Consider the following 12,345-nt stretch of genomic DNA (forward strand, 5'->3'; position numbering starts at 1 on the left):
CTCCATGGAGGGGCGAGGATCTGCAGCCTCAAAATCGGTAATCAACCTTGCATCCTGTAGAGCATGGTGAGGAAAGACCAGGTCGGCCATTTTTGTGGCGCATCACTGATGATCCATTTAACTGCAGATCCTTACAGAATCATCAGGGGGCAAGTGACAGGGTTTCTTCACAACATTCAATTTAACATAATATACATTATGCGAACCAGCTGAACTGTACGTCAGGGGCTCCGGTCGGCGCATTTCACTAAGCGACCCAGACCACCGCGCCCCAGATTCAAAAGCAGCCATCGTCGCCCTCGCTAACCTGCCTCCGTTTGACTCTTGGGCCATCGGACGTTTACGGCGAGTCAGCACACCGTTCACCAACGCTGTGGTGAAATCGATAACGTTGTCCGTCATAACGCAGTACTGGGAAACAAGAGCCCGGGCCGCCGACCTCGACATCAGGCCAACCATTACTGCCTTTGCCAGGGAGAAACTCAGCGACGCCACTTTCTTTGAGCATGAGTTTCCAGTGACCGTCAGGCTGCTGACTGACTAGATAAAACCCGGTACCCGCTTGCCCATAACAGTCAGTGCTGCCTTCGGTAATCAACGCATCCGGCCGACCGTCACCGTTCAGGTCCTCAATCAACTCCATGGTTGCCGGCGTGTAGCTACCTGTCGTCTCGATTTCGCACTCCGACGTCTCTTGGTTAAATCCAGCAGCGCGGAAAGCTTTTATCTGCTCGCTACGCGGCAGTTCATCCGCCAGCGCCGTGGCACTGGTCACGAAACATGCCGCCCATAGACCTGACGTAAGCCTTCCCCGCATATAGACCGTCCCTTTATGATGCTCAAATGTTAAGTATCGTGCATGTACCCACACTAGCGTAAAGGATGAGCTAGCTCTGCCTTGCAATATAACTAATACCTATAACTAAACTAAATGACTATTTAGTAGAGTTATATATATAAAGCTTTATCGCTCTGACAAAAAACCTCAATAACCATTCGCCGCCGTCATCGCCCCAGCCACAATCGCAATCCCAGAGCTGCTGCCCAAACGTGTCGCGCCGGCTTCAATCATCTTCAACGCCGTTGGATAATCGCGCACCCCACCGGATGCCTTTACCCCAACCCTGGCACCCACAGTTCTGCGCATCAGTGCCACATCTTCGACCGTAGCCCCGCTTCGGCTGAACCCGGTGGACGTCTTGACGAAGGCCACACCCAGGTCACGGCAGATCTCGCAGGCCTGGACCTTCTGCTTGTCATCAAGCAGGCAGGTTTCCAGGATGACCTTCAACGGCACGGCGCCGCAGGCCTGTTGGACCAGGGCGATGTCTTCGCGCACGGCGTCCAGCAGCCCGTCCTTCAACCAGCCGATATTGAGCACCATATCGATCTCCCCTGCCCCGGCGGCAATCGCTTGTTGGGCTTCGAAAGCCTTGGTATTACTCAAGCCGGCGCCCAGTGGAAAGCCAACCACGGCGCAAATCACCACCCTGTTGTCGGTCAGGCACGAAGCGGCGTAAGGCACCTGTGCGGAATTGAGGCACACCGAATAAAAGCCATGCTCGCGGGCTTCCTCGCACAAGGTGCGGATCTGTGCACGGGAGGCGTCGGGCGCCAGCAAGGTGTGATCGATGTACTTGGCCAATGCGGCGGGTGGGAGACTGTTCATTTAATGGGCCCTTGCCTGTATGTTGCCAATGATTGTGAGGCGCTTGTCACAGCGCTCACGTTAATTAGTTACAATAATAACAAATAATGTTACTTATTTAACACCAACAATCAAGCCCTGGAAGACTCGTGGACAGTAGAAAAGCCGAGCGATTGAAGCTTATCCAACAAGCCCTGCAAGACCAGAACGCCATTCACCTGAAGGAAATGGCTGCACTGCTGGACGTTTCCGAGATGACCCTGCGCCGCGATCTCAACCACTTCAGCGATCACCTGCGGCTGCTGGGTGGCTATATCACCCGCATCGGCAATGAGAGCGGCGATTACCGAGTGGCCGAGCAGGACACCCGCCACGTCGAGGAAAAACGCCGCATCGGCAAACTCGCCGCCTCGTTGATCCAGGCCGGTGATACGGTATTTTTCGACTGTGGCACCACCTCGCCTTTTGTCGTTGATTTCATCCCTGATGCGCTGGAATTCACTGCGGTGTGCAGCTCCTTGAACGTGCTGCTCAAACTGCAGAACAAGCCCAATTGCCACATCGTGTTGTGCGGCGGCACCTTTCACCGCAAGAACCAGGTGTTTGAAAGCAGCGCCGAGAGCAGCATCCTGGACAGCGTGCGCCTGACGTGGGCCTTCGTGACCGCCGCCGGCGTCAGCCAGGCGTTTGGCGTAACGTGTTTCAACTTCAATGAAGTAGAGGTCAAGCAGAAGGTCATGCGCCAGGCTCAGCAACGCGTGTTGCTTGCCGATTTCAGTAAGTTCGACACGGTGCGCACCGCGCACTTCGCCGCCCTGGAAGACTTTCAGTACGTGGTCAGCGACAAGAAAATCCCCCGCAGCTATAAGGACGTCATCCAGGCCAATGGCGCGCAGTTGCTGGTTTAACCCAGCAACCGTTGCCGCTCCTGCGCACTCAAATAACCGGTGCTGACACTGAACGAAGCGCTGGCTCCGGCCGCCAGCACACGTACGTGGCCTTTGGCTTTCTCGGCGTTATAGCCCTCGGGTTCGCAGGTGGACGGCAACACGAACGCCGCCACTTGCTGATCCGGGGTGTGCAGGATCCAGCGGGCGGCGTGGGCAAATTGCTCGGGACGGTAGCGGGTGTAGAACGCCGCACCGCTGGGATGATCCAGCAGAAAGTGCGCCTGGCCCGTGGCGTCTGTACCGACGCCGTCGAAGAAAAACACGATCTCAGGGTCGTACAAGGCCGGTTGCTCAAGGCAGGCCAATTGCGCAGGCTGCTCGGCCAGTTGCGCCATGTAGGCGCTCCAGGCTGGCGTCGGCTTGACATGGTCCGGCACGCTGGTGCGCAAACGCTGGCGCTGCGTGCCCAATGGCTCGACAAACCGCGCACCGTCCACGTACGCATAGTTCATGTGGGCCATGTACATCAAGTCCATGGGCTTGCCGGCCAGGTTCGTTACCTGCATGTCGATATCGAACACGGCCGAATCGGCGCGCAGTGCCACGCTGGGGCTTGCCCGGTAGCGATCGCCGAACCCTTTGGCATATTCATACGAGCCCCCCAGGCGTACAACGCCCTCGTCCACCTCCAGCCAGGCCTTGTCCATGGGCGCACAGGGCATTTCGCCGTGCAAGGCATGCGTATCATCCGGCGCCGGACAGCCGTTGCGCAGCAGGCCACTGTGAAACATGAAGCAGCCGTAGGTCTCGATGATCGTCGGGCTGGGCCGGGGTTGCTCGAACAGGTTGCTCATGGTCAAGTCGCAACCGTCGAACATGGCTGACCAGATCATCTGCCCCTGATAAGGCAGTATCACCAATCGGCCACGGCTATTCTCCAGGCTTACGGCCAGCACACCAGACGGGTAAGTCCAGGCACTGACCTTGAAGGCCGACGATTGCAGCAGGATTTTCTCCTGCTCGCCAAACACCGCAGGGTACAACGCGATACGTGTCTTCATGAGGCCACCGCCCCGGTCGCGCCCACCGGTAAGGCGCCGGGTTGGCGCATGCACTTGAGTGCATACATCACGATCACAATGAAGCACAGCAACGGCACGCTGTAAGCCAGTTGCATGTTGCCGCCGCTGGCGTCAGACAACAGGCCCTGGAAGATCGGGATCACTCCGCCGCCGACAATGCTCATCACCAGCAATGAACCGCCGACGCCGGTGTCTTCACCCAGGCCATCGATGGTCAGGCCGTAGATGGTGGGCCAGCAAGGACCGAGGAAAATACTCACGCCGACCGCTGCATATACCGCCGAAATGTTCGGCACCAGAATGGTGTAGGCCAGCAGCACGATACACAGCACCCCGTAGATCGCGAGTACCTTGGCAGGGTGCAGGCGCCGCATCAACAGGTTGGCGATCAACTTGCCGACAAAGTAGGCGGCAAAGGTGGTCAGCAGAAACCATGAAGCGCTGCGTTCATTCATACCGCCCATCTGCATGGCCAGCCGGATGGTGAAGCTCCATACCCCGACCTGCGCCCCCACATAAAGAAACTGCGCCAATACGCCAAAAGTAAAGCGCGGGTTACGCCACAGCCGCCCCAGGCTTTGACGCACGCTGCCCGGCTTGCTGTCGGCAGGCTTATTGCCTTTGCACGCGGGGAACCGGGTAATCGCGACAAGGATAAACATCAGCACCAGCACCGCAATCATCCACTTATAGGGCAACAACGTGGACTGGATCATCTGCAATTGCTGCACCGCTGCCTCGGAAGCGCTCATCTGAGCCAGTTGTTCAGTGGTGGCGTCGGTGTCCTTGAACATCACGAAACTGCCCACATACACCCCGGCCATGGCCCCGAACGGGTGAAAGGTCTGCGAGATATTCAAGCGCCGGGTCCCGGTTTCCCGGGGCCCCATCAGTGTCGAGTAGGTATTGCAGGCGGTTTCCAGGAACGACAGGCCGGCGGCGATCACAAACAGCGCCAGCAGGAACATGCCGTACTTGGCCGTGGACGCGGCCGGGAAAAACAACAAGCAACCCAGCATGTACAGCAGCAGCCCCACCAGAATCGTGCTCTTGTAGCTGAAACGACGGACCACCATCGCAGCCGGAATCGCCACAAAAAAGTAGCCCAGGTAAAACGCCGACTGCACAAAGGCCGTCTGGAAATCACTCAGCAAAAACGCTTTCTTGAAGTGGGCGATCAGCACATCGTTCATGCTCGCCGCAGCAGCCCACAGTGCAAAGATGCTGCACAGCAGGATAAAGGCGAACCAGGGCGTGCGGTTCAGGTAGAAACCATCGGGAGTCTGTTGCAGCGCAGGTTTGTTCATTATTGTTCTCCGGGCTGGGTGAGGGTGTCAGCGCTGTTGCTTAAAGCGATCGAACGTTTCGCTGTCGGGATAGGAACTCTGCGTCCCCAGCCCCATGACCGAGCAAGCGGAATACGCCACCGCCTGCTCCATGGCCTGACGAATATGGCGGTCGCGGTTCCAGTGGTGAATAAAGCAACCGATAAAGGCATCGCCGGCACCGGTGGTGTCGCGGGCGTCAACCCGTACCCCCGGCACCTGGAACTCCCCCTCCTCCCCCACGTACAGCGCACCGTGCTCGCCGAGGGTAACGATCACGTGACGGATACCGCTGGCCACCAGGCCGCGGGCAGCGGTTCGGGCCGATTCCGGCGAGTCCACGACTTCGCCTGTGATCAACGCCAGTTCCGATTCGTTGGGGATCAGGAAGTCAAGGTGCGCCAGGTGCTCACGGCTCAAGCCGGCCAGGGCCGGTGCGGGGTTGAGGAGCACCGCGATACCCTGTCGGTGAGCGAACTCGATGGCGTGGTAGACCGTCTCCAGATTGATCTCCAGCTGCAGCACGATCAGCGTGCAGTCACGCAGGTCGGCGGCCGCCGCCTCGATGTCCATCGGCAGCAAATGCGCATTGGCGCCCTTGACGATCAAGATACTGTTGTGGGAATCGGCCCGAACAAAAATCGGCGCGACGCCACTGGAAACACCAGGCACGCGCTGCACATAACGGGTGTCGATGCCAAAGCGCTGGAAGTTGGCCACTGTGTTGTCGGCAAACATGTCGTCGCCGACCTTGCTCAGCATCAGGACATCAGCCCCAAGCTTGGCAGCCGCCACTGCCTGGTTGGCCCCTTTGCCGCCGCAACCCATGGCAAAGCCAGGTGCTTCCAGGGTTTCGCCCTGGGCCGGCATACGGTCGATATAGGTAATCAAATCCACCATGTTGCTGCCGATGACTGCGATCTTGCTCATTGCTATTCCACCTTGTTGCGGCACGACCAGGCAGGTCATGCCGCTCTTGTTTTGTTATTTAAATAACATTAGGTGTGAATATTCAATCTTTTTTTTGCGAACACGATTCAATGCATCGTACGAATAGGCACGGGCAAGGGCCGGCTATAAGCGCCGGTACGCGGCCTTGAGCCGTTGTTGAAGGATGGAATTCACGCAAAAAAAAACCGGCCCACAAGGAGCCGGCCAAAAAAACGCCTGTGCTAAAGGCTGAACCGATCCACGGACTGCGACAATTTACTCGCCAAACCGGCCAATTCATCAGTGGTCGAGGCGGTTTCACCAATAACGCGGCTGTTGTTTTGCGACATGCCGGCAATCATTTCCACCTGATGGGCGATTTCGTTGCTGGCCAGGCTCTGTTCACTGATGGTGCGCGAAATATCGTTAACCAACTCGGTGGTATTCAAGGTGGCCTGAAGAATGTCGCGGATAGCTCGCTCCACCTCAGCGGTCACGGCCATGCCTTTGTCCACCTGGGAGACGCCCTCCTCCATGCTGGTCACCGCCTCACGGGTGTTTTGCTGGATACGCCCGACCATGCTGGCAATTTCCTGGGTCGATGCGCTGGTGCGTCCCGCCAGGCTGCGCACCTCGTCGGCCACTACGGCAAAACCGCGCCCCTGCTCACCCGCACGGGCGGCCTCGATCGCGGCGTTCAAGGCAAGCAGGTTGGTCTGGTCAGCAATGCCTTTGATCACCTGGATAATGCTGTAGATGGCCTCGGACTCCTTATCCAGCGTGCGGATGACCTGGGCCGACTGCTGCGCTGAACGGGCGATGCCGTCCATATCCTTGACCACCTGGTGAATGACACGGCCACCGTCCTTGGCCAGGGTTTCAGCCTGGTTGGCCATGTCGAGGGCGCGCCCGGCGTGGCGAGTGATTTCCTCGATGCTGGCGGTCATCTCACTTGCGGCCGCCGCCATGGCGCTGGCAGCGCTACTTTGTTGCTGGCTGCTGTCGGCCACTTCATGGCAACCCTGGCTCAGGCGCTCGCTCATGCCATTGACGCCATGGGCGTTGCTGCGCACCACCTCGATCATGCCGCGCAGGTCGCGCTGCATGGTAGACAGACTGCTGATCAACAAGCCGGCTTCATCCTGGCGACGCGGCTCCACAATCGGCTCGCTCAGGTTGCCCCGGGCGATGCTCGCGGCGATGCGGCTGGCGGTTTGCAGTGGTCCCATGATGCTCAGGGTCACCCAGCGTCCTTGCGCGAGCAGTAGTAGCAGGCTGGCAATCAACACCACGCCGAGGGTCCAGTCGGCGTTGCGGATGGTCTGCCGGGTGCTGGTGCTGGTGCGTTGGGTATTGGTTTCGATCAGCTCGCTCAGCGTGGCCATTTGATCTTCCAGCTGACTGAACGCGGCATTGAAGGTACCCAGCTCGCCACGAGCCGTCTCGGGATTGCTCAGGGCCAGCGCGACGATGCGCTCGCCCGCACTTATATAGGTGTCAAGGCTGGGTTTGATTTTTTCCAGGCTTGCCCTGATGTCGTCGTCCAGCGGCAGCTTGAAATTGTCCGCCAACACTTGGCGAAAGTGCTCGGCATGCTCTTTGAGTGAGGTGTTGACCTCGGCCGGGGTGCTGTTGCTTTTACCCAGGCCCACCAGCATGGCCGACAACACATCGGCGCGCAGGGCGTCGTGCATCATGTCCGCTTCCATGTGATTACGCAGCACGGTCATGCTGACTTCACTGTCCTCAACCGCTGCCCCCATCCGGTTATTTCCCAGGTAACCGGCCACGCTCATGACCAACGCAGTGAGCAATCCGGTCGCAATCAACAACATCAAGCGCAATTTGATCGTCATGCTCGTATCCCCGTACCTGGACTGCCGGTTGGGAACCCAACCGCTTGACCGCCCCTGCTACCGTTATCGGCCAGAGTCTCTGGTTAGTGAAGCCTAAGTTTGCGGATTTGCACCGATCCCTTAAGCTAACCGACCTTTGCTGCGCCCCGGATCTACCCATGTCTCGAAGTATTGCCCACCTCGCCCTGCTGCTGGGCTTGATCACCGCTGTTGGCCCGTTTGCCATCGACATCTACCTGCCTGCGCTGCCGACCCTCGGCGCCAGCCTCCAGGCCTCGCCGGCCGCCGTGCAAATGAGCCTGACGGTGTTCTTCATGATCATCGGGGTGTGCCAGCTGTTCTACGGTCCGATCAGCGATGTATTCGGGCGCAAGTTGCCGATCTATGTGGGCCTGGTGATTTTTACCATCGGCAGTATCGGCTGCGCCCTCGCGCCGACCATCGAAGTGCTGATCGGCTTTCGTGCTGTGCAAGCATTCGGTGCCTGCGCGGGAATGGTGATCCCGCGGGCGATTGTGCGCGACCTGTACACCGGCCATGAAGCCGCGCGGCTGATGGCCTTGCTGATGCTGGTGATGAGTGTTTCGCCGATCCTCGCGCCCTTGGCCGGTAGCCTGGTGATTTCGATCTGGAGCTGGCGCGAAGTGTTTGCGGTGCTGGCGGTGGTGGCCGTGCTGTGCCTGGTGATGACCATCGTGCAACTGCCGGAAACCCATCCAGCCGAGCGTCGCCTGGGCAAGACCCTGGGCAATGCGTTTGGCAGCTACGGAGCGCTGCTGCGCGATCCGGTATTCACAGGGTTGTCGGTGGTCTGCGGTTTCGGCCTCGCTACCTTCTTCGTCTTTATCGGCAGTGCGCCCTTCGTGTACATCGAGTATTTCGGCCTGACTCCGACGCAATTCAGCCTGTGCTTTGCCCTTAACGCGGCTTCATTCTTCGCCATGAGCCAGCTGACCGCACGCCTGAGCGCACGGTTCGGCCTGGCGCCACTGATCCGTTGGTCGGTGATGGGCGTAGCCGCGATCATGGCCCTGCTGGCGGCCACCACCCTATGGGGTGACAGCCTGGTCTTGATGATGGGGCTGCTGTTTACCGGGTTTGGCTGCCTCGGCCTGCTGCTACCGGCGGCTGGGGTGCTGTCGCTGGAAGATCATGGCGCAGTGGCAGGTTCTGCATCGGCGCTGCTGGGCGCCATCCAGATGGTCACTGCCGCCGTAGCGATGACCCTGGTGGGAATATTCGCCGACCATACCCCGGCGCCGATGTTGATTGGCATCGCGCTGTGTGCGCTCGCCGCAATGCTCACCACGCTGTGGACCTTACGCCGTTTGCCGGCGCACCTGGTCTCCAGCGACCCGCCCTCCTCCTGAGGCTTGACGCCAACCATTCGTCGGGCCTTGCGGGCATCCATTACAACTATCGCCGGCCACGTAATTACTAACTCCATAGCACCTTTGGAAACCTATGGAGACTGAAATGACTGACTATCCACGCCCGCCTTTCGCCCCTCAAGCCCAAGCCGTGCCGGGTTCCCAGAAAAAAATGGATCCGTACCCCGACTGTGGCGAACAGAGCTACAAGGGCTCCGGCCGCCTGGCCAATAAAATTGCCCTCATCACTGGCGCCGACAGCGGCATTGGCCGCGCCGTTGCCATTGCCTTCGCCCGCGAAGGTGCCGATGTGGCCATTGCTTACCTGGATGAGCACGACGACGCCAAGGAAACCGCGCGCTGGGTTGAAGAAGCCGGTCGCCAATGCCTGCTGCTGCCTGGCGATATCGCGCAAAAAGCCACTTGCCAGGCATTGGTGGACAAGACCGTCGAACAGTTTGGGCGTATCGACATCCTGGTCAATAACGCCGCCTTCCAGATGACTCACGAAACCTTCGAAGAGATCGAGGATGAAGAATGGGTCAAGACCTTCGATATCAACATCACCGCGATGTTTCGCATCTGCAAGGCGGCCCTGCCCCATATGAAGGCCGGCAGTTCGATCATCAATACCAGCTCGGTCAATTCGGACATGCCCAAGCCAACACTGCTGGCCTACGCTGCCACCAAAGGCGCGATTGCCAACTTTACCGGTGGCTTGGCGCAGTTGCTGGGTGACAAGGGCATCCGCGTCAACAGCGTGGCGCCGGGCCCGATCTGGACGCCATTGATCGTCGCGACCATGACCGATGAGGACGTGAAAAACTTCGGCGGCGAAACCCCGCTGGGACGTCCAGGGCAGCCGGTGGAAGTGGCGCCGATCTATGTGTTGCTGGCTTCGGATGAGGCCAGCTATATCTCTGGATCACGCTATGCGGTGACTGGCGGCAAGCCGATTCTCTGAGCCCTCTGAAAGACCAATTGTGGGAGGGGGCTTGCCCCCGATAGCGGTGTGTCAGTCAGCTTATGTGTAGCTGGTCCATCGCTAATCGGGAGCAAGCCCCCTCCCACATTTTGATCTTCATTGATCCTGAGGCTACAAATCAAACCGATCCACCGCCCGCCGCCGCTCGTTGTCGTCACGCACGTCATAGCTGGCGGTGGTCTGGATATTGGTGTGATGCGCCAACTTCTGTGCAATCGACAAATCATGCTCTTCAATCACCCGCGTGATGAACGAGCGGCGGAAGTCATGGGGCATGATCTTCACCCCCACCTGGTCGCCGCGCTGGCGAGCGATGTAGTAAATCGCATGTTTGGTGATGCGTTCGCGGGTGATATGGCTGCCCCGGCGAATCCGGTTGAACAGGAAGCTGTCGTCCTGTTCGCCTTCCTTGAGTTGCCCGCGACGAAATTCCAGCCAGGTCCGTAGTTTGGCAAACGCCCAATCCGGCGCGTACTTGATCAGCTCCTTGTTGCCCTTGCCGATCACGCGCAGGCTGCGTTCGTCAAAATTGATCTGTGCCAGGTCAAGGTTGACCGACTCTGACTTGCGCATGCCCGAGCCATACAGCAAGCCGATCACTGCGGCGTCCCGCAGGCCCTGGGGGCGAGGGTCGGCTGCGCAGACCTCGAGCATCTCGCGGATCAACGTGCGACGCAGGTTACGGCCCTGGCCCAGGCGTGTGCCCGGTGCGGCCTTGACCGAGCGCATCTTCAACAGGTGGTCCTGGCTGATCAAGCTCATGCGCCACGCTTCGTTCATCACGCCGCGTACGGCATTGACATATAGCGACGAGGTATTCGGCGCGTAGCCGTCCTCGCGCAACGCCGCGACCAGGGCGATCACATGCTCGGGTTGCAGCAGGTGCCAGTCGATCTCTTCGAGGTTGATGTCCTCGAAGCCCAGGCGATCGGCGGCATCCTGCAGCACATAGCGCATGGTCAGTTGGCTGGAAGGTGCCAGGCGGGTGAGATAGAGGGTCAGTGGGTTGCGGATAGACTCAGTCAAGGTAGATCAGCCTTTGGATTAAATAAATCGTTCAACCTATTGATTAATCGATATATTTAGTGAATTGGCGAAGGCAAAGTCTAACCCATGATCGGCATGGCTATCTACACAACTTCTGGTACGCAACTGGACTGTGTGGGAGGGGGCTTGCTCCCGGTAGATACCCATGCCCCGATGAGGGCGTGTCAGTGAATGCATCTGTGGCTGACCCGCCGCCATCGGGGGCAAGCCCCCTCCCACATTTTGAGCGGCGAATATCAGGGTATCACGGCTCCGCGGCGTCCTCCTCGCCAGAAGCCTGAGGCTGGGCCATGGACTGACTCCAGTCGGCATCCTGCTGCTGCATCAGCGCGAACCAATGTTTGCGCATGAAGGTGAGGTAGCCGTCCGGCGCCTTGGCGAAGTCTTTCTCGTCGCCATAGCAGCCTGGCAGCGGCAGTTCGGTGCCCTGCTCCTTGTATTGGCTGACCAGCGCCTGCTGGGCCGCGACGCTGCAGTCGGTGGGCAATGGCATGCCGCGCAAGGCTCCGGCGTCTTCATCCCACCAACTGGCACCCACACGGTCGAGGCCTCGCAGGCGGTACTTCTCGGACTTGCCGACGTGCATGATCAGCTTGAATTCGTTAGGGCTGACATCACTGGTGCAGGTACGCGAATAGCCGACCGTGGCCTGGGTGTTGCCGTCGCCCAGCAGGTCGGTGACCTTGGTGGCGGCGCGGTCAAAGCGCAGCCCGGCGTCGAATTCGCAGTGCTGCACGTCGTCGTACAGCATCCACACACGCTTGGGCCGGTCGCCGCCCAGCAGGTACTGCGCCGCGTAGATGAAGGCCGACTGAGTACCATCGTCGTCCCGCTCGCTGACCTGTTCGGCAAGCACCAGCAGGTTTTTGCCCTGGCGGTCATCCCAGGTGTAGGCAGCGACCTGTTTACCGCGTACTTCCACGCCTTCCGGCACCTGCTCGATGCTGGTCAGTGCGACGCCGTCATCGGCCCGCACACTGGTGACACAGGCCACCGTCATCAACAGTCCCATCAGCGCGGGCCGCAACTGGCCGCATAAAAGTTGCACGCTATTCATCCGAGTACCCTGGCAAGAGATGGCTTACTTTACCGGCACTTGAGCGCCAATGCAGAGAAGATTGTTGAATAAGCCTGATCGGTCGAGCCGTCGTGCCAAAATTGAACCAAACTCCCTGTCGGGCGCTCCCATCTTGCCCACGCCGCTGTACTTGT

Annotated in this window: 11 protein-coding genes and 1 pseudogene; 3 read left to right on the forward strand and 9 right to left on the reverse strand. The window is 59.2% G+C overall.

Going from position 1 to position 12,345, the window contains the following annotated elements; translation table 11 throughout:
- Positions 1-340: 340 nt before the first annotated feature.
- Together BLU48_RS10710 and deoC are read right to left on the reverse strand one after the other, a co-directional pair.
- The gene (locus tag BLU48_RS10710) at positions 341-775 is read right to left on the reverse strand and encodes a hypothetical protein (RefSeq protein ID WP_057022680.1); all 435 of its coding nucleotides are present in this window, start codon (positions 773-775) and stop codon (positions 341-343) included.
- A gap of 210 nt (positions 776-985) precedes the next feature.
- Positions 986-1,669 (reverse strand): deoxyribose-phosphate aldolase, encoded by a 684-nt coding sequence (gene deoC, locus BLU48_RS10715; RefSeq protein WP_057022320.1) that lies wholly within the window; start codon positions 1,667-1,669, stop codon positions 986-988.
- Positions 1,670-1,797: 128 nt separating this feature from the next.
- On the opposite strand from deoC, the gene deoR reads away from it, so the two are divergent.
- Positions 1,798-2,556, forward strand: coding sequence for a DNA-binding transcriptional repressor DeoR (gene deoR, locus BLU48_RS10720; protein ID WP_057022321.1), 759 nt, complete (start codon positions 1,798-1,800; stop codon positions 2,554-2,556).
- Here deoR and BLU48_RS10725 read toward each other — a convergent pair.
- From BLU48_RS10725 to BLU48_RS32665, 5 genes and pseudogenes are all read right to left on the reverse strand, one after another.
- A complete protein-coding gene (locus BLU48_RS10725; RefSeq protein ID WP_057022322.1) occupies positions 2,553-3,599 on the reverse strand; it encodes an aldose 1-epimerase family protein in 1,047 nt (348 codons plus the stop codon). The genes deoR and BLU48_RS10725 overlap by 4 nt on opposite strands.
- A complete protein-coding gene (gene fucP, locus BLU48_RS10730) occupies positions 3,596-4,927 on the reverse strand; it encodes an L-fucose:H+ symporter permease (protein WP_046068121.1) in 1,332 nt (443 codons plus the stop codon). Before fucP ends, BLU48_RS10725 begins: the two co-directional genes overlap by 4 nt.
- Before the next feature lie 27 nt (positions 4,928-4,954).
- Positions 4,955-5,875, reverse strand: a complete 921-nt coding sequence (gene rbsK, locus BLU48_RS10735; RefSeq protein ID WP_057022323.1) for a ribokinase — start codon at positions 5,873-5,875, stop codon at positions 4,955-4,957.
- 242 nt (positions 5,876-6,117) lie between these two features.
- The gene (locus BLU48_RS32660; protein ID WP_414896210.1) at positions 6,118-6,981 is read right to left on the reverse strand and encodes a methyl-accepting chemotaxis protein; all 864 of its coding nucleotides are present in this window, start codon (positions 6,979-6,981) and stop codon (positions 6,118-6,120) included.
- Positions 6,976-7,731, reverse strand: a pseudogene (locus tag BLU48_RS32665) (MCP four helix bundle domain-containing protein); the annotation flags it as partial. The pseudogene BLU48_RS32665 and the gene BLU48_RS32660, both read right to left, overlap by 6 nt.
- A gap of 158 nt (positions 7,732-7,889) precedes the next feature.
- Between BLU48_RS32665 and BLU48_RS10745 the strand changes: the two are divergent.
- Both BLU48_RS10745 and BLU48_RS10750 read left to right on the forward strand, forming a co-directional pair.
- A complete protein-coding gene (locus tag BLU48_RS10745; RefSeq protein ID WP_057022325.1) occupies positions 7,890-9,101 on the forward strand; it encodes a multidrug effflux MFS transporter in 1,212 nt (403 codons plus the stop codon).
- A gap of 106 nt (positions 9,102-9,207) precedes the next feature.
- Complete coding sequence (locus BLU48_RS10750; RefSeq protein WP_046068117.1) at positions 9,208-10,065, forward strand: SDR family oxidoreductase; 858 nt, start codon at positions 9,208-9,210, stop codon at positions 10,063-10,065.
- A gap of 132 nt (positions 10,066-10,197) precedes the next feature.
- On the opposite strand, the gene BLU48_RS10755 is transcribed toward BLU48_RS10750, so the two are convergent.
- Together BLU48_RS10755 and BLU48_RS10760 are read right to left on the reverse strand one after the other, a co-directional pair.
- Complete coding sequence (locus BLU48_RS10755; RefSeq protein WP_057022326.1) at positions 10,198-11,112, reverse strand: site-specific integrase; 915 nt, start codon at positions 11,110-11,112, stop codon at positions 10,198-10,200.
- Between the two features lie 265 nt (positions 11,113-11,377).
- On the reverse strand, positions 11,378-12,190 hold the full coding sequence (locus tag BLU48_RS10760) for a M949_RS01915 family surface polysaccharide biosynthesis protein (RefSeq protein WP_057022327.1): 813 nt from the start codon (positions 12,188-12,190) through the stop codon (positions 11,378-11,380).
- Positions 12,191-12,345: the final 155 nt, after the last annotated feature.

Source organism: Pseudomonas synxantha, assembly GCF_900105675.1.
Lineage (GTDB): Bacteria > Pseudomonadota > Gammaproteobacteria > Pseudomonadales > Pseudomonadaceae > Aquipseudomonas > Aquipseudomonas synxantha.

Excerpts from the sequence above, each read along its gene's own strand:
- BLU48_RS10745 (WP_057022325.1), top strand. The coding sequence starts at position 7,890 with ATGTCTCGAAGTATTGCCCACCTCGCCCTGCTGCTGGGCTTGATCACC.
- fucP (WP_046068121.1), bottom strand. The coding sequence starts at position 4,927 with ATGAACAAACCTGCGCTGCAACAGACTCCCGATGGTTTCTACCTGAAC.
- BLU48_RS32660 (WP_414896210.1), bottom strand. The coding sequence starts at position 6,981 with ATGCAGCGCGACCTGCGCGGCATGATCGAGGTGGTGCGCAGCAACGCC.
- BLU48_RS10750 (WP_046068117.1), top strand. The coding sequence starts at position 9,208 with ATGACTGACTATCCACGCCCGCCTTTCGCCCCTCAAGCCCAAGCCGTG.
- deoC (WP_057022320.1), bottom strand. The coding sequence starts at position 1,669 with ATGAACAGTCTCCCACCCGCCGCATTGGCCAAGTACATCGATCACACC.
- BLU48_RS10760 (WP_057022327.1), bottom strand. The coding sequence starts at position 12,190 with ATGAATAGCGTGCAACTTTTATGCGGCCAGTTGCGGCCCGCGCTGATG.
- rbsK (WP_057022323.1), bottom strand. The coding sequence starts at position 5,875 with ATGAGCAAGATCGCAGTCATCGGCAGCAACATGGTGGATTTGATTACC.
- BLU48_RS10725 (WP_057022322.1), bottom strand. The coding sequence starts at position 3,599 with ATGAAGACACGTATCGCGTTGTACCCTGCGGTGTTTGGCGAGCAGGAG.